The sequence below is a fragment of the Stutzerimonas stutzeri genome (assembly GCF_024448935.1).
GTDB lineage: Bacteria > Pseudomonadota > Gammaproteobacteria > Pseudomonadales > Pseudomonadaceae > Stutzerimonas > Stutzerimonas stutzeri_AO.
On sequence record NZ_JAMOIE010000027.1, the window covers coordinates 12,378 to 29,600 of the forward strand.

Consider the following 17,223-nt stretch of genomic DNA (forward strand, 5'->3'; position numbering starts at 1 on the left):
ACCCCATGTTCAAATACATTGGCGCGGTGCTGCACGGCACCTACACCCAGCTACGCAGCCTGGTGATGGTTTTCAGCCACGGCTTTCGCAAGCGCGACACCCTGCAGTACCCGGAAGAAGCGGTCTACCTGCCGCCCCGCTATCGCGGCCGCATCGTGCTGACCCGCGACCCCGACGGCGAGGAGCGCTGCGTGGCCTGCAACCTCTGCGCGGTGGCTTGCCCGGTGGCCTGCATCTCGCTGCAGAAGGCCGAGACCGACGAAGGGCGCTGGTATCCGGAGTTCTTCCGCATCAACTTTTCGCGCTGCATCTTCTGCGGGCTCTGCGAAGAAGCCTGCCCGACCAACGCGATCCAGCTCACCCCGGACTTCGAGATGGGCGAGTACAAGCGCCAGGACCTGGTGTACGAAAAGCAAGACCTGCTGATCTCCGGCCCCGGCAAATACCCCGACTACAACTTCTACCGCGTCTCCGGCCTGGCCATCGCCGGCAAGCCCAAGGGTGCCGCGCAGAACGAGGCGGAGCCGATCAACGTCAAGGGATTGTTGCCATGACGCCTTTCGATGAAAAGCGCTGGAGGCTTGAAAGCTGGACGAATAGCGGTAGCGGCGGATTCATTCGCCCATTGGCAGCAGGTAGCCGCGGGAGCGGTCTTGACCGCGAACCGGGTCTTGAAAGCTCGCGGTCCAGACCGCTCCCGCAGGGTCAGGGCGCGGCTTTTTCGTTCGGCCTTCGGCCTTCAGCCTTCCAGCGTTCCAGGAGCTTCTGATGGAATTCGCTTTCTACTTTTCCGCCGGCGTGGCCGTGGTCGCCACGCTGAGAGTCATAACCGGCAGCAATCCGGTGCACGCTCTGCTTTATCTGATCACCTCACTGCTGGCCGTGTCGATGTGCTTCTTCAGCCTCGGCGCGCCCTTTGCTGGCGCGCTCGAAGTCATCGTCTATGCCGGCGCGATCATGGTGCTCTTCGTGTTCGTGGTGATGATGCTCAATCTGGGTCGCAACACGGTCAGCCAGGAGCGCGGCTGGATGGCGCCTCGCGTGTGGCTCGGCCCGTCGTTGCTGGCGGCGATCCTGCTGGCGCAGCTGCTCTGGGCGCTTTTTTCAGCCTCCGCATACGCGCCTGCAGGGCTCTCCACGGTCGGGCCGAAAGAAGTCGGTATCGCCCTCTTCGGGCCTTACCTGCTGGCGGTCGAGCTGGCCTCCATGCTGCTGCTGGCGGCGCTGGTTGCCGCTTTCCACCTCGGGCGCCACGAGGCGAAGGAGTAACGCCATGCACTCAATTCCGATGGCGCACGGTCTGGCTGTCGCCGCCGTGCTGTTCTGCCTGGGGCTGGTCGGCCTGATGGTGCGGCGCAATATCCTGTTCATGCTGATGAGCCTGGAAGTGATGATGAACGCCACCGGCCTGGCGTTCGTCGTGGCTGGCAGCCGCTGGGAACAGCCTGACGGGCAGGTCATGTTCATCCTGGTGATCACCTTGGCGGCCGCCGAAGCCGCCATCGGCCTGGCGATCCTGCTGCAGCTGTACCGCCGCTTCAACACCCTCGATGTCGATGCTGCAAGCGAGATGCGCGGATGAACCTACTATTCATGACCTTCGTTTTTCCGCTGCTCGGCTACTTGCTGCTGGCCTTTTCGCGCGGACGGCTATCCGAAAACCTGGCCGCTGTGATCGGCGTTGGCTCGGTCGGCCTGTCCGCGCTGATCGCTGCGCTGTGTATCTGGCAGTTCAACAGCGCGCCGCCGCCGAATGGCGTCTTTACCCAGCACCTCTGGCAATGGCTGGACGTCGCGGGCTTCAGCGTCGCCTTCGGCCTGCATCTGGACGGCCTGGCACTGACGATGCTCGGCGTCGTCACCGGGGTGGGCTTTCTCATCCACCTGTTCGCCAGCTGGTACATGCGTGGCGAAGAGGGCTACTCGCGCTTTTTCGCCTACACCAACCTGTTCATCTTCAGCATGTTGCTGCTGGTGCTGGGCGACAACCTGCTGCTGCTGTACTTCGGCTGGGAAGGCGTCGGGCTGTGCTCGTATCTGTTGATCGGCTTCTACTTCAAGGAGCGCAAGAACGGTAATGCGGCGCTCAAGGCCTTCATCGTGACCCGCGTCGGCGACGTGCTGATGGCCTTCGGCCTGTTCATTCTCTTCGTTCAGCTCGGCACGCTGGATATCCAGGAACTGTTGGTGCTGGCGCCACAGAAGTTCGCCAGCGGCGATCTCTGGATCACCCTGGCGACATTGGCATTGCTTGGCGGGGCGGTCGGCAAATCGGCGCAACTGCCGTTGCAGACCTGGCTGGCCGACGCCATGGCCGGCCCGACCCCGGTGTCCGCGCTGATCCACGCGGCGACCATGGTCACCGCCGGCGTCTACCTGATCGCCCGTACCCATGGCCTGTTCCTGCTCGCGCCGGATGTGCACGAACTGGTCGGCATCGTGGGTGGCGTGACGCTGGTACTGGCTGGCTTCGCCGCGCTGGTGCAAACCGACATCAAGCGTATCCTTGCCTACTCGACCATGAGCCAGATCGGCTACATGTTCCTGGCCCTGGGCGTAGGCGCCTGGGATGCGGCCATTTTCCACCTGATGACCCACGCGTTCTTCAAAGCCCTGCTGTTCCTTGCCTCCGGCGCGGTCATCCATGCCTGCCATCATGAGCAGAACATTTTCAGGATGGGCGGCCTGTGGAGGAAACTGCCGCTGGCCTACGCGAGCTTCATCGTTGGCGGCTCGGCCCTGGCGGCGCTGCCGCTGATCACCGCAGGTTTCTACTCCAAGGACGAGATCCTCTGGGAAGCCTTCGCCAGCGGTCACAGCGGGTTGCTCTACGCCGGTCTGCTGGGTGCCTTCCTGACCTCGCTGTACACCTTCCGACTGATCTTCATCGCCTTCCACGGCGAAGCCAAGGTGGAGGCCCACGCCGCTCACGGTATCGCCCACAGCGTGCCGCTGGTGGTGCTGATCCTGTTGTCGACGTTCCTCGGCGCATTGATCGCGCCGCCGCTGGCCGGTGTCCTGCCGGAAAGCGTCGGGCATGCCGGCGGTGAAGCCAAGCACAGCCTGGAGATCGCGTCGGGGGCCATCGCCCTGGCCGGCATCCTGCTCGCCGCCATGCTGTTCCTCGGCACGCGAGGCCTGGTCAGCGCGATAGCGCAGAGCGCGCCGGGCCGTTTCCTGACTGCCTGGTGGTACGCCGCCTGGGGTTTCGACTGGCTCTACGACAAGCTCTTCGTGCAGCCCTATTTGGGGCTCTGTGGACTGCTCGCCCGCGATCCTGTCGATGCCGCCATCGGCCTGATCCCACGCACCGCTCGGGGCAGCCATGCACTATTGAGCCGCGCCCAGACCGGCCAGTTGCGCTGGTACGCCCTGTCCATCGTTGGCGGAGCCGTGCTGTTGCTCGGCGTCGTTCTGCTCTGAATTTGCGCAAGGACTCGAACCCGTGATTCTGCCCTGGTTAATCCTGATTCCCTTCATCGGCGGCCTGTTCTGCTGGCTCGTCGAACATTTCGACAAAAGCCTGCCGCGCTGGATCGCCCTGCTCACCATGGGGCTGCTGCTCGCGATCGGCCTCTGGCTGTGGGCAACCGGCAATTACCAGCTGGCCCCCGCCCCCGGTGCCGAGGCCAACTGGGCGCTGCAGTTCAAGCACGTCTGGATCGAGCGCTTCGGCATCAACCTGCACCTGGCGCTCGATGGCCTGTCGCTGTTGATGATCATACTGACCGGACTGCTCGGCGTGCTCTCGGTGCTCTGTTCCTGGAAAGAGATCCAGCGTCACGTCGGCTTCTTCCACCTCAATCTGATGTGGATTCTAGGAGGGGTGGTCGGGGTTTTCCTCGCCCTCGACCTGTTCCTGTTCTTCTTTTTCTGGGAAATGATGCTGGTGCCGATGTACTTCCTCATCGCACTCTGGGGCCATAGCGCCGAAGGCAAGCGCTCGCGGATCAATGCGGCGACCAAGTTCTTCATCTACACCCAGGCCAGCGGCCTGATCATGCTGGTGGCGATCCTTGGTCTGGTCCTGGTCAATTACCACAACACCGGCACCCTGACTTTCGATTATGAGTTGCTGCTCAAGGCCGAACTGGCGCCAGGCACCGAGTTCTTGCTGATGCTGGGCTTCTTCATCGCCTTTGCAGTGAAGTTTCCCATCGTGCCACTGCATTCCTGGCTGCCCGACGCCCATGCCCAGGCACCGACAGCAGGTTCGGTCGACCTGGCCGGCATCCTGCTGAAGACGGCCGCCTACGGCATGATTCGCTTCGCCCTGCCGCTGTTTCCCCACGCCTCGATGGATTTCGCACCGATCGCCATGGGCCTGGGGTTGCTCGGTATCTTCTATGGCGCCCTGCTGTCGTTCGGGCAGACCGATATCAAGCGGCTGATCGCCTATTCCAGCGTCTCGCACATGGGCTTCGTGCTGATCGGGATCTACTCGGGCAGCCAGCTCGCATTGCAGGGCGCGGTGGTGCTGATGATCGCTCACGGTCTCTCTGCCGCGGCGCTGTTCATCCTCAGCGGCCAGCTCTATGAGCGCCTGCACACGCGGGACATGCGCGAAATGGGCGGGCTCTGGTCGCGCCTGCCGTGGCTTCCGCCATTGAGCCTGTTCTTCGCCGCCGCCTCGCTGGGCCTGCCGGGCACCGGCAACTTCATCGGCGAGTTCGTGGTGCTGTTCGGCGCCTTTGCCGAATCGCCCTGGGTCGTGGTGGTCGCGACCTTCGGCCTGGTGCTGTCTTCGGTTTATTCGTTGGCGATGATCCATCGTGCCTACTTCGGTCCGACCAGGGCCGAAGGGCTGCTGCAAGGCCTGGATGCACGCGAGATCGGAATGGTGCTGTTGCTAGCCGTACTGCTGGTGCTGCTCGGCGTCTATCCGCAGCCGGTCTTCGACACCTCGCTCGCCACCATGAACGGTGTGCAGCAGTGGATCGATACCGCTTTCTCCCCAACCGTTTCGGCCCGGTAGTCTCGCCATGGAATTCACACAGCAACACTTCATCGCCCTGCTGCCCTTGCTGATCACCGGTGCCACCGCTATCGCGGTGATGCTGGCCATCGCCTGGCGGCGCAACCATGGGCTCAGTTTCATCGTCACTTCGGCTGGCCTGACGCTTGCGCTGCTTTCGATCGTGCCGGCGCTGCAGGTAGCCCCACTGAACGTAACGCCAATGCTGCGGCTGGATGCCTTTGCCTATTTCTATTCGGCACTCGTACTGGTCGCCACCCTGGCCTGCGTGACGCTGGCGCATGCCTACCTCGGCGAAGCCGATTCGGAAGGTTTTCCGGGTAATCGCGAGGAGCTGTTCCTGCTGATGACCCTGGCGGCCGCGGGCGGACTGGTGCTGGTCAGTACGCAGCACCTGGCTGGGCTCTTCATCGGCCTGGAGTTGCTCTCGGTACCGGTCTACGGGTTGGTTGCCTATGCCTTCTTCAACAAGCGCTCGCTGGAAGCCGGAATCAAGTACATGGTGCTGTCCGGCGCCGGCAGTGCCTTCATGCTGTTCGGCATGGCGCTGCTCTACGCCGAATCGGGCAGTCTCGATTTCACCGGCATCGGGGCCAGCCTGGCGGCACAAGGCTCGTCCCTTTTGGTACAGGCCGGTATCGGCATGTTGCTGGTCGGCCTGGGTTTCAAGCTTTCGCTCGCCCCGTTCCATCTCTGGACACCGGATGTCTACGAGGGCGCGCCGGCACCGGTCGCGGCCTTCCTGGCGACTGCCAGCAAGGTCGCGGTGTTCGCCGTACTGCTGCGCCTGTATCAGTTGTCGCCCGCCACCAGCGGCGGCTGGCTGAACGATGCGCTGAGCCTGATCGCCATCGCTTCGATCCTGATGGGCAACCTGTTGGCACTGAACCAGAGCAATCTCAAGCGCCTGCTGGGTTATTCGTCCATCGCCCACTTCGGCTACCTGCTGGTTGCGTTTATCGCCAGCAAGGGCTTGGCCGTCGAGGCTATCGGGGTCTATCTGGTGACCTATCTGCTCACCACCCTCGGCGCGTTCGGCGTGGTCAGCCTGATGTCGAGCCCCTACAAAGGGCGCGATGCGGACGCGCTGTATGAGTACCGCGGCCTGTTCTGGCGCCGGCCTTACCTCACGGCGGTGCTGACCGTGATGATGCTGTCGCTCGCCGGGATTCCACTGACGGCGGGCTTCGTTGGCAAGTTCTACGTCATCGCAGCCGGGGTCGAGTCGCAGCTGTGGTGGCTGCTGGGCGCGTTGATCATCGGCAGCGCCGTGGGCCTGTTCTACTACCTGCGGGTGGTGGTGACACTCTATCTGGTCGAGCCGGGCATCCGCCGTCACGATGCCCCTTCCAACTGGGGGCAGCTGGCTGGCGGCATCATGCTATTGGCGATTGCCGTGCTGGCCTTTTTCCTGGGCGTCTACCCGCAGCCGTTGCTGGAACTGGTCCAGCATGCGGGGCTGGCCGTCGTATAGCTGAAACCCAGGCTGAGGGGTTTGTCGTGGCAGGTGCGGCGGTCAGCGCAAGGCAGCCGCTGATCGGTCAGCCAGTGGTCGCCTGCTTTGGTTTTGCCGCGGCCTGGCAGCAGTGCGACTTCCACCGTCGTTCCCGCTGTCCTGTCCTGCCCGCGATAAAAAACCGCGACCCAGAGGCCGCGGTTTTTTGCTACGGGAGCATCACAGCTCTTGCCGCAGCTTCTCCGGCTTGATCAGGAAGCGCGCCAGTGCCGGCAGCAGCCAGATCGCGCCGACCATGTTCCAGAGGAACATGAAGGTCAGCATCAGGCCCATGTCGGCCTGGAACTTGATCGCCGAGAAGACCCAGGTGAACACCCCGATCGCCAGGCAGATGCCGGTGAAGATGACCGCCTTGCCCGTCGATTTCAGGGTTTCGTAATAGGCTTCCTGCAACGTCATGCCCTGGCGCAGGTAGGATTCCAGACGGCTGTAGATGTAGATGCCGTAGTCCACACCGATGCCCACCCCGAGTGCGATCACCGGCAACGTCGCGACTTTTACGCCAATCCCCATGAAGGCCATCAGTGCGTTGCCGAGAATGGAGGTCAGCACCAGCGGCAGAACGATACACAGGGTCGCCGCGACGGAGCGGAAGGTCAGCAGGCACATGAAACTCACCGCGGCGTAGACCGCAATCAACATGGTGGTTTCGGAGGCGGCGATGACTTCGTTGGTCGCTGCTTCGATACCGGCGTTGCCCGCAGCCAGGACGAACTCCAGCCCTTCGCGGTTGTTTTCCTCGGCGAATTCACGCGCCGCGGACACCACATGCTCAAGCGTCTCGGCTTTGTGGTCATTGAGGAACACCAGCACCGGCGCCAGCGAGCAATCGCTGTTGTACATGCCTTCGGCTCGAGCGATGGAGCTGTTCAGCACGAACTGGTTACGCGACAGCGTTTCCCACTTCAGGCTGCCCTCGTTCATGCCCTTGATGCTTTGCCGTGCCACAGTGACCATCGAAACGGCCGACTGCACGCCCTCGGTGTTCTCCATTTTCCACATCAGCTCGTCCATGGCGGCGAGCGTGTCGTAATGGGCGCAGCCCTCGGGCGCCGTTTTCACCATCACCACCAGCACGTCCGAACTGGTCGAGTAGTTGCGGATCACGAAGTCGTTGTCGAGGTTGTAGCGCGAGTCCGGATGCAGTTCCGGGGCGCCCTGATCGAGATCGCCGATCTTCAGGTTCTGTCCGTACCAGAGGCCACCACCCACGGCGAGCAGCGCGATGACGATGGAGATCGGCGCAACCACCGGATTGGCGAAATTCGACAGCAGGCGCCAGAACGGATGGTTGCGAGCCGCTTCCTCACGTGCCTGCTTGACCGCGCGCTGGCTGATGCCCATGTAGGAAATCGCCACCGGCAGCAGGATCAGGTTGGTCAGGATGATGACCGCCACGCCCAGCGACGCACCGATGGCCAGTTCGCGGATCACCCCGATGTCGATCAGTAGCAGGGTCACGAAGCCAACGGCATCGGAGGCCAGCGCCACCATGCCCGGGATGAACAGTTGACGGAACGCCATGCGCGCGGCCGCAAGCGGATCGTCGGTTTCGCCGGAAGCCATGGCGATGCCGTTGATCTTCTGCACGCCGTGGGAAATACCGATGGCAAAGACCAGGAACGGCACCAGCATCGAGTAAGGATCGAGCCCGAAACCCAGCGTGTGCAGCAGACCGAGCTGCCAGGCAACGGCGATAAGCGTGGTCACGACCACCGCGATGGTGCTCTTGAAGCAGCGGGTGAACCACAGCAACAGCGCCAGGGTGATGCCGATGGCGACAAAGAAGAACAGCGCAACACCGACCAGGCCGTCAATCAGATCACCGACCTTCTTGGCGAAACCGATGATGTGAACCTCCACATTCGGATTCTGCGCCTCGTACTTGTCGCGAATCTTCTCTTCCAGCTCGTGAGAAAATTCCTGGTAGTCGAGCTTGATCTGCTTGCTGCGGTCTTCCGGATCCGAATAAGACTCCATCAGCGGCACGTCGATGGTGCTGGACTTGAAGTCGTTGGCAACCAGACGCCCGACCTGCCCGGACTTGAGAATGTTGCTGCGCAGGTCATCGAGGCTTTCCGGCGACCCGTCATAGGTCTGCGGAATGACCTCACCACCGGCAAAGCCCTGCTCTGTCACCTCGGTCCAGCGCACACTGGGGCTCCACAACGACTTCATGTTGGAGCGATCGACACCCTGGATATAGAAGACTTCGTCATGGATCTGACGCAGCGTTTCCATGTAGTCCCTGGAGAAGATGTCACCATCCTTGGCTGCCACGGAGATCCGCACCGTGTTGCCCAGGTTGGCCAGGTCATCGCGATGCTGGAGCATGTTCTGAATGTAGGGATGCCCCAGCGGGATCATCTTTTCGAAGCTGGTCGAAGGACGAACCTGAGCCGCCTGATAGAACAGGAACACACTGATCAACAGGCAGACGAGGATCACTGCCGGTCGATTGTTGAATATCAGGCGCTCGAGGAAAGAGGCCGGTTTCTGTTGATGCTTGGTCATGGTGGCTCCGGCTTATTGTTGTTGTACGGGCAGGTTGGCGCCGCTCGGCGAAACGATCCGGACGCCGCTCTGCCCGACCAGGACCAGGTTGCCATCCGGGTTGCCGACGACGCCCGACAGGGAGCGTCGGTCAGGGCGGCTGAACAGCTTGAAGCTTTGTCCGTTGTCCTCGCTGCTGAGCACGGTGCCGCCATGACCGACCACAACGATGCGTCCATCGGCCAGCCGGTTGCCATCAGCCAGGCCCGATTCGACGGCATCACCGTCATCCAGCAGCTCGATGGCCTGCCAGCTGTCGCCGAAATCGGTTGAGCGGAACAGATTGCCACGCAGGCCAAACGCGACGACGACGCCTGGCTCGCCGCCGCCGACAACGCCGAACAACGAGCCCTGATAGGGCGACTCGACGCGCTCCCAGGTTTCGCCCATGTCAGCGGAGCGGAACATGCCGCCCATCTCGCCGACGATGAACAGGCCGGACCCGGGAATCTCGGCAATGGCGTTGAGGTGGGAACCCTCCTCGTTATCGAGGCGATCAGCGACGTCTTCCCAGTGTTCCCCGCCATCGGTGGTTTCCAGCAGCACGCCGTAAGCGCCGGTGGCAAAACCGTGCTGCGCGTTCTCGAACCAGACGTCGAGCAGCGGTACTTCGCCTTCGCGCTGTTCGTACTGCTGCGTCCAGGTCTGGCCGCCGTCCGTCGTGCCCAGGATCAGTGCGTCATGCCCCACCGCCCAGCCGTGCTTGTCGTCCGTGAAATACACGGCGGTGAGCAGCTGCCGGGTGGGCACCTTGGCCTGCGACCAGGTAGTGCCACCGTCATCGGAATAAAGGATGTGCCCCCGATCCCCTGCCGCGACCAGACGCGAGCCGGCATGGGCAATATCGAGAAGAAGTGAGGATGCGGCTTTTTGCGATTCGATCGCGTAGCGAACGCCTGGCTCGGCAGGGCTTTGGGCCTGAGCAGGCGCGGCTAGAAATGAAATGGAGAGAACACTGCAGAGCGAGAGCGTTCTTGCCAGCGGCGATTGACTACAAAACATCGGCGTGCGGGACGTTTTTTTCGCGCGCCCAACCGGTGTGCGCCACATGACGGGCTCACTCATGCATACCCCCTTTTTTTATAGGTAGGGCCTGCGTACTGAGGCAGGCGAGGCCATGCTATAGGGCTTTCGAAAGCGGCGGCAATTGCCTGGACGTTATGTTTTGTTAAGCATGGCTCGATGCTGTTGCGTGATAGGTGCGCCTTATGGCACGGGGCTTTGCCGCGCGATGCGTTCCGCTTTGAAAAAGGGACTCCGGGCTTCGAAAACGACAATCCCGCGGCGATGCGCGGATTGTCGTTTCGGGTTGTCTGTCGGCCCGGCTCAGGCGGTCAGGGCGTCAAGCAAGGCTCTTGCTGACCACCTCATAGACATCGCTGGACAGCTCGCCCGAGGCCAGAATCCGCTCCAATTCGGCCTTCATCAGGCCTTGGCGGCTGGCGTCGTACTTGCGCCAGCGGGTCAGCGGCGCCAACAAGCGCGAAGCAATCTGCGGGTTGAGGGTGTTGAGCACAATGACCTGGTCGGCCAGGAAGCGATAACCAGCGCCATCAGCACCATGGAAGTTGACCAGGTTCTGGTTGGCGAAGGCGCCGATCAAGGCTCGAACCTTGTTCGGATTCTTCAGCGTGAACGCCGGGTGCTGCATCAGCTGCTGAACGCGTTCCAGACCACCCGGCTGGGTGTTACCAGCCTGCACGCTGAACCACTGATCCATGACCAGCGGGTTGTCCTTGAAGTGCTCGGCAAACGAGGCCAGCGCCTTGTCACGCTCGGTTTCGAAGCCCGAGTTGACCAGCACTGCTAACGCCGTCAGCCGCTCGGTCATGTTGTCCGCGACCTCGAACTGCTCGACGCAGGCGGCGACCACTTCGGGCTTTCCGCTGAGCATCAGGTACGACAAGGCGATGTTCTGCAAGGCACGCCGAGCGAAGTGGCCCGCTTCGGCAACATACGGCATAGTCCGAGAAACCTCGCGATTGGCCTGGTAACGCTTCCAGAACAGCTCGAACAATGCGGTGGCAATGCTCTGACGAGCGAAGTCACGCGCCGCGTGAATGGCATCGACATCAGCCATCTCGCTGATTTCGGTCAGGTAGGCTTCGCTCGGCAGCGACAACATTTCCGCGACCATCGCCTGATCGAGGCTTTCGTCCTCGAGCTGGCTGCGCAGTGCCGCGACCAGACGCTGATCCAGCTGCAGCGCTTCGCCGCGCTGATGCTGCCCGATCATTTCCTGCAACACCTGGACCGACAGCCGCTGCCCCGCCTCCCAGCGGTTGAAACCGTCGGTGTCGTGCTGCATGAGGAACATCAGCTGATCGCGGCTGTAGGGGAAGTCCAGCTTCACCGGAGCGGAGAAACCACGCAGCAGCGAAGGCAATGGTTGCTCCGGCACATCGACAAAGGTGAAGGTCTGTTCGGGCTGGTCGACGGCCAGCACGCGGGTGGTACCGACCGGTGCGTCTTCACCTTGCAGGCGCAGCGCAATCTCGTTGCCCTGCCCATCCAGCAGGCCCAGCGAAACCGGGATGACGAAGGCCAGCTTCTCGCTTTGCCCCGGCGTTGGCGGGCAGCTTTGGCGGAATGTCAGGCTGTAGGTTTTTGCGGCGGCGTCGTACTGCTCACTGACGGCCAGTCGCGGCGTGCCCGCCTGGCTGTACCAGCGTTTGAACTGCGTCAGGTCGGCGCCATTGGCGTCTTCCATCGCCTTGACGAAATCATCGACGGTCACCGCCTGGCCATCATGCCGCGCGAAGTAGAGATCGCTGCCTTTGCGGAAGCCCTCCTCACCCAGCAGCGTCTGGATCATGCGCACCACTTCGGCGCCTTTCTCGTAAACGGTCAGGGTGTAGAAGTTGGAAATCTCGATAAAGGATTCCGGGCGCACCGAGTGGGCCATCGGACCGGCATCCTCGGCGAACTGGTGGGTGCGCAGGTAGGCGACGTCCTCGACGCGCTTGACCGTTGGCGAGTTCATGTCGGCGCTGAACTGCGAGTCACGGAAGACGGTGAAACCTTCCTTGAGCGACAGCTGGAACCAGTCACGGCAGGTGACGCGGTTACCGGACCAGTTATGGAAGTATTCATGGGCGACGATCGCCTCGACACGCTGGTGCGCGGCATCGGTGGCGGTTTCGGCACGGGCCAGCACGGCGCTGGAGTTGAAGATGTTGAGGCCCTTGTTTTCCATGGCGCCCATGTTGAAGTCGTTGACCGCGACGATCATGAAGATGTCCAGGTCGTACTCGCGGCCGTAGGCTTCCTCGTCCCACTTCATCGACTTCTTCAGGCTGTCCATGGCGTGCTGGCACTTGTCGATGTTCTCCGGTTCGACGTAGATGCGCAGCGCCACGTCGCGACCGCTCACGGTGGTGAAGTTGTCCTCGACGCACCAGAGATCACCGGCCACCAGGGCGAACAGATACGCGGGTTTCTTGAAGGGATCTTCCCAGGTCGCCCAATGACGCCCATCGTCTTCTTCGCCGCTGGCGAGCGGGTTGCCATTGGAGAGCAGGACCGGATAGGCCTGCTTCTCGGCGCTGACGGTGGTGGTGAACGTGCTCATCACGTCCGGGCGGTCAAGGTAATAGGTGATCTTGCGGAAACCCTCGGCCTCGCACTGGGTGCAGAACATGCTGCCGGACTTGTACAAACCTTCCAGCGCGGTGTTGCTCTCCGGGTGGATGACCACCGAGCTGTCGAGGGTGAAGCTGGCCGCGTCGGGTTGCAGCGTCAGGCTTTCCTCGGCCACTTCGTAGTCGCCCAGGCCGAGCTGACGGTCATTCAGCGCCAGCGAAATCAGCTCGAGATTCTGACCGTGAAGCTGCAAAGACGGCAGCCCGGCACCGGCCTCCGGGTTGCGCCGCATCACCAGCTGGGCATGCACCAGGGTGCGGTCTTCGTACAGCTCGAAGGTCAGGTGGGTTTCATCGATCAGGTAGTCCGGAACTTGATAATCCTTGAGATGAATGACTTTCGGTTGTTCGGTGCGCATCGGGTAGGCCTCTTCGAGGCAGCTTCAAGCGACGAGCTTCAAGCTGCAAGTGAATGGTTCATTCGATGGATCGATGAAGCCGACCCACCTACAGGCTTGGGTTCACGGCGTGCAGCTTGCGGCCACCTGGTAAGCGGTGAACTTGCGAATGTTGATCACGCCTGTGTCGAGGATCAGATATTGACCCTTGATGCCGCGCAGGGTGCCTTCGACGACCGGCGTCTTTTCCAGATCCAGGCTGACGATCTTGGTCGGGTAGGCCTCGACCGGATAGCGGATCTCAAGCACCTCGGCATCGGCCACTGGCTGGATCGCTTGCAACCCGTAGCGCTGCTGCAGTTCGCGCATGCCCTCAGCGCAGGCATCGAAGATCTGTTCGCGGATCTCGATCAGGTCGATGGGTTCGGCATCACCCTTGAGCAGTGCGCGCCAGTTGGTGCGATCTGCCACCTGGCTGCGCAACAGGTCTTCGACCATGCCGGATTGCTGTCGAGTCGCAACGCGCATGATCGGCAGCGCCTGGCTGGCGCCCTGATCGAGCCAGCGCGTCGGCAGTTGGGTGGCGCGGGTGATGCCGACCTTGATGCCCGAGGAGTTGGCCAGATACACCACGTGGTCGGTCATGCAGAAATCCATGCCCCACTGCGGGTCACGGCAGGTGCCGAAATCGTGATGGCACTTTTCCGGGCTCATGATGCAGATGTCGCACTGCGGCAGTTTCTTGAAGCAGGGATAGCAATAACCCTGGCTGAAACTCTTGTTGGTCTTGCGTCCACAATGGCTGCAGTGAATGGCACCCAGATATTCCAACCGCAGGGTCTTGCCGATCAGCGGATTGACCGGCACCAGCTGGTTGTTCAGACGGAATGAATACTGTGCCTGCTCGCCCAGCTGAATCGACATCTTGCTCAGCGCGCCGCGTCCCAGCTCAAGCATCAGTGGCAAGTCCCGGAAGCCGGGGCAAACAGGCTGGTGTCGACCGGCGCCCTGTTCTTGCTCTTGGAGGCGCATTCCTGGCCACCCATGTAGCCGGTGCGCTGCTCTTCGGGGAGATTTTTCAATTCCCAGGCGATCATCGCGCCGAGGCAGGTCTCTTTCTGCTCGGGCGTCAGCTTGCGGCCGTCGCTCCACTTGCCCAGCTCGACGGCGGTTTTGAGGTTTTCGTAGACTTCGGGGGTGATGTTTTCGATGGCTTCGATAAAGGACGACATGGGCGGCTCCCAGGGAATCAAGCGCGCATTCTAACGGAAATGCAGGCTGGAGGCTGGAGGCTGGAGGCGACAAGCTTCAAGCTTCAAGCTTCAAGCTTTCGATCGTGCGATCAAGCCGCCGATGACACCCGTGACGCAGCCGGCAACCAGGCCGCCAACATGGGCCGCGTTGGCGATCGCCAATGCGCCGAAGCTCACCACTTCGATCACGCCTGTCAGGCAGACCACCAGCCAGACCAGCATCAGCACCACAACGCCGGGAGGCAGCCGATAGGCCTCATCGGGGGCGAGCTTTTGGAACAGCCAGCAATGCCCGAGCAGCCCGTACAGAACGCCGGATAATCCCCCGAATATCCCCGGGCCACCGTAGGTGTACTGCGCCACATTGGAAACGACGCCGAACACCAGCGTCAGGCCAAGCAACATCAGCGCGCCTTGTCGATATTCGATGCGCCGTCCAAGCTCCCAGTACCACATCGAGTTCATGGCCAGGTGCAGGAAGCCGAAATGCACGAAGATTGGCGTTACCAGCCGCCACCACTCCCCTGCTGCGAGGGTTTGTTCGAGCGTCGCAAAGTAGGCGTACTCACCGTCGATGCGGAAGTCACCGAAGCTGAACCAGCGGATGGTCTCGAAGTTCTCGCCAAGCATGGTGATGGCGGCTGCGATCATCGTCAGCAGCAATACCGCTGCAGTCAGCGGACTGCGGCGAAGGCTGGCGACAAAACCGCCGCCGCGCCGTGGCGGTTGTTCTGCCACCACGGCACCGTCGCCCCGAGGATAGCGCTGGTAGAGCTCGCGGACCTGCTCGGCCGTCTCTGCCGGCACCCGCAACACCTGCTCGCCCGACTCCTCGGAGACGCGGCAAGGCACCTGCAACCGCTGCAACAAGGCGATAAAACCGCTCAGGTCCTCTGACAATGGCAGGCGCAACGCCTCGATGATGGCCATCTATCGCTCCACGTCCACCCAGACGAACTTCGCCGGGTCGAGTCTGGTTTCCTCATCGAGCCGATAGGCGACGAGCTTGCCGTACTTCACCGCGCTGTAATCGAGACAGGCGAGATTGGGTCGGATCGGCGCGGGTGTTCCGCTACGCCAGTAGTGCCCGACGAACAATAGGGGGTCATCCGGGCCATAGAGAAACAGCTGGCTCTTCTGGCTTTCACTGAGCGGCACCCGCGCGGCCTTTTCCGGCAGGCCGTCGGGTTGGAAGACGATGTCGCCGTAGGTCTGGGGATTTTCTTCCCAGAATTTCGTCCGGAAGAAGCTGCGGGTGAAGCCCTCCGCGCTGGTCAGCGTCAGTCCTTCCGGCAGCGGCATGTCGGTGCCACGCAGCAGGCGGTCCAGTGCCTTGGCAGCGAAGCCTTGGGCGAACGCCGCGTCCCGCAAGAATGCGGGATCGACGCATCCATTGACCAACCGCTCGCGCAGCTGACCGATCATCGCATTGTCCCAGCAGGCATGAACGACACGAAAGCGCTCGTTCTCCAGGTACAGCGGCAACGTCATGAACCATTCGCGGAAGGCGGTCCATTCTTGCGGATAGTGCTCGAATTGCTGGAAGGTATGCTGCAACAGCATGGCGTACCGCGGCGTGTGTTCGCGAACGAAGGTCTTGCCGCTCTCGGGGGGCGCCGGGGTGTACCAGCCCAGTGCGTTGAACTCGTGATTGCCCATGATGCAATGCGCCTGCCCCGCGTCGACCATTGCATGGACCAGGTGCAGCGCTTCGCGAATCCGTGGACCGCGATCAATGATGTCGCCAAGAAAGATCACCTGCCGACGTGGGTGCCGCCACACGTCGCCGTGCCGGCTATAGCCCAGCTGTTCAAGCAGACGTGCCAGTGTGTGGGCGCAACCATGCACGTCCCCGATCAGGTCGTAGCTGCGTTCCGGGTCGACAACCACTATTCCCCTCCACCGAGGCGGCTACCCCAGCCAAGCTTGGTGCGGCAGACCTCGTAATAGTTGTGGTCGAGCGGGTGGATCAGGTGAAGCTTCTGCGGTTTCTTGCGCACCGTGACGGTATCGCCTGGTGCGCAGGTGAAATGGTTCTGGCCATCGCAGGAGACCTGCGGGTAGATCTGCATGTTCGGCGAGACGACGATTTTCAGTTCGCTGTTGCCATCCACCACGATGGGCCGGCTGGACAGGGTGTGCGGATACATCGGAACAACCACGATCGCATCCAGCCGGGGGTGCATGATCGGCCCGCCTGCGGAAAGCGCGTACGCAGTTGAGCCCGTGGGGGTGGCAATGATCAGCCCATCGGCCTTCTGACTGCAGACGAACTGACCATCGATATACAGCTCGAATTCGATCATCCGGGTCGACTTGCCGGGATGCAGCACCACGTCGTTGAGCGCGTCGCCTTCGCCAATGGACTCCTCGAAGCGCCGCACCTGGGCCTCGAGCAGGAAGCGATTCTCCAGCGTGTATTGCCCGCTTAACACCTCGGCGACCTTCTCTTCCAGCTCATCCGGGCGAATGTCGGTCAGGAACCCGAGGCTGCCCCGGTTGATCCCCAGCACCGGCACCCGATGCTTGGCCAGCGCCCGTGCCGCGCCTAGCAGGCTGCCGTCACCGCCCACTACGATCACCAGATCGCAGGATTCGCCGAGGCGCTGCCGCGAGGAGGTCTGCATGCCATGGCCAGGCAGCACCTCGGCGATGTTTTCTTCGAGGATCACGTGCAGGTGGCGCTCCACGAGGAATCTCTTCAACCGGCGGATGGTATCCAGCACCTGGGAGCTGCCCAGGCGACCGATGATGCCGATGTTGCGGAACTGGTCCATTGAAGCTCCCTGTAGGCGAGACGGGTGAAAGCGGTTGGGACAGGAGAAACACCAATCGGCCGAAACGTATCTGGCATCAGTTTGGTGTCGCGCAGGCACGTTCGAGTTCAATAAACTGGTCGGCTTGGATTCCCCGTTGCAGTGCCGCCGGCGGATTATGGGCGAAAGCT

At 62.1% G+C, this 17,223-nt stretch carries 14 protein-coding genes; 6 read left to right on the forward strand and 8 right to left on the reverse strand.

The window, feature by feature from the left end; all coding sequences use genetic code 11:
- The first annotated feature begins 5 nt into the window (after positions 1-5).
- The 6 genes from nuoI to nuoN all read left to right on the forward strand — a co-directional run bounded on the left by nuoI (position 6) and on the right by nuoN (position 6,449).
- Positions 6-554, forward strand: a complete 549-nt coding sequence (gene nuoI / locus NA637_RS10045) for an NADH-quinone oxidoreductase subunit NuoI (RefSeq protein WP_256072117.1) — start codon at positions 6-8, stop codon at positions 552-554.
- Positions 555-768: 214 nt separating this feature from the next.
- Positions 769-1,269, forward strand: coding sequence for an NADH-quinone oxidoreductase subunit J (gene nuoJ, locus NA637_RS10050; protein WP_256072118.1), 501 nt, complete (start codon positions 769-771; stop codon positions 1,267-1,269).
- A gap of 4 nt (positions 1,270-1,273) precedes the next feature.
- Positions 1,274-1,582: an NADH-quinone oxidoreductase subunit NuoK gene (gene nuoK, locus NA637_RS10055; RefSeq protein ID WP_256072120.1), complete on the forward strand. Its 309-nt coding sequence runs from the start codon at positions 1,274-1,276 to the stop codon at positions 1,580-1,582.
- On the forward strand, positions 1,579-3,423 hold the full coding sequence (nuoL, locus tag NA637_RS10060) for an NADH-quinone oxidoreductase subunit L (protein WP_256072121.1): 1,845 nt from the start codon (positions 1,579-1,581) through the stop codon (positions 3,421-3,423). Before nuoK ends, nuoL begins: the two co-directional genes overlap by 4 nt.
- Before the next feature lie 22 nt (positions 3,424-3,445).
- The gene (gene nuoM, locus NA637_RS10065; RefSeq protein WP_256072122.1) at positions 3,446-4,975 is read left to right on the forward strand and encodes an NADH-quinone oxidoreductase subunit M; all 1,530 of its coding nucleotides are present in this window, start codon (positions 3,446-3,448) and stop codon (positions 4,973-4,975) included.
- Positions 4,976-4,982: 7 nt separating this feature from the next.
- Entirely contained in the window at positions 4,983-6,449 is a 1,467-nt protein-coding gene (nuoN, locus tag NA637_RS10070; protein ID WP_256072123.1) for an NADH-quinone oxidoreductase subunit NuoN, read from the forward strand.
- A gap of 201 nt (positions 6,450-6,650) precedes the next feature.
- On the opposite strand, the gene NA637_RS10075 is transcribed toward nuoN, so the two are convergent.
- The 8 genes from NA637_RS10075 to NA637_RS10110 form a co-directional block, all read right to left on the reverse strand.
- Positions 6,651-9,005, reverse strand: coding sequence for an efflux RND transporter permease subunit (locus NA637_RS10075; protein WP_256072124.1), 2,355 nt, complete (start codon positions 9,003-9,005; stop codon positions 6,651-6,653).
- Positions 9,006-9,017: 12 nt separating this feature from the next.
- Positions 9,018-10,109, reverse strand: coding sequence for a WD40/YVTN/BNR-like repeat-containing protein (locus NA637_RS10080; protein WP_256072125.1), 1,092 nt, complete (start codon positions 10,107-10,109; stop codon positions 9,018-9,020).
- A 277-nt stretch (positions 10,110-10,386) separates the two neighbouring features.
- On the reverse strand, positions 10,387-13,044 hold the full coding sequence (pepN, locus tag NA637_RS10085; protein ID WP_256072126.1) for an aminopeptidase N: 2,658 nt from the start codon (positions 13,042-13,044) through the stop codon (positions 10,387-10,389).
- A gap of 102 nt (positions 13,045-13,146) precedes the next feature.
- Complete coding sequence (locus NA637_RS10090; protein WP_256072127.1) at positions 13,147-13,980, reverse strand: DUF2797 domain-containing protein; 834 nt, start codon at positions 13,978-13,980, stop codon at positions 13,147-13,149.
- Positions 13,980-14,255: a YeaC family protein gene (locus NA637_RS10095; protein WP_256072128.1), complete on the reverse strand. Its 276-nt coding sequence runs from the start codon at positions 14,253-14,255 to the stop codon at positions 13,980-13,982. Before NA637_RS10095 ends, NA637_RS10090 begins: the two co-directional genes overlap by 1 nt.
- Positions 14,256-14,345: 90 nt before the next feature.
- The gene (locus tag NA637_RS10100) at positions 14,346-15,206 is read right to left on the reverse strand and encodes a rhomboid family intramembrane serine protease (protein ID WP_256072129.1); all 861 of its coding nucleotides are present in this window, start codon (positions 15,204-15,206) and stop codon (positions 14,346-14,348) included.
- The gene (locus NA637_RS10105; protein ID WP_256072130.1) at positions 15,207-16,166 is read right to left on the reverse strand and encodes a metallophosphoesterase; all 960 of its coding nucleotides are present in this window, start codon (positions 16,164-16,166) and stop codon (positions 15,207-15,209) included. It lies immediately after the preceding gene.
- Positions 16,166-17,053 carry an NAD(+) kinase gene (locus NA637_RS10110; RefSeq protein WP_256072131.1) on the reverse strand — a complete coding sequence of 296 codons (888 nt, stop codon included), beginning with the start codon at positions 17,051-17,053 and terminating at the stop codon, positions 16,166-16,168. The genes NA637_RS10105 and NA637_RS10110 overlap by 1 nt, the downstream gene beginning before the upstream one ends.
- Positions 17,054-17,223 lie beyond the last annotated feature (170 nt).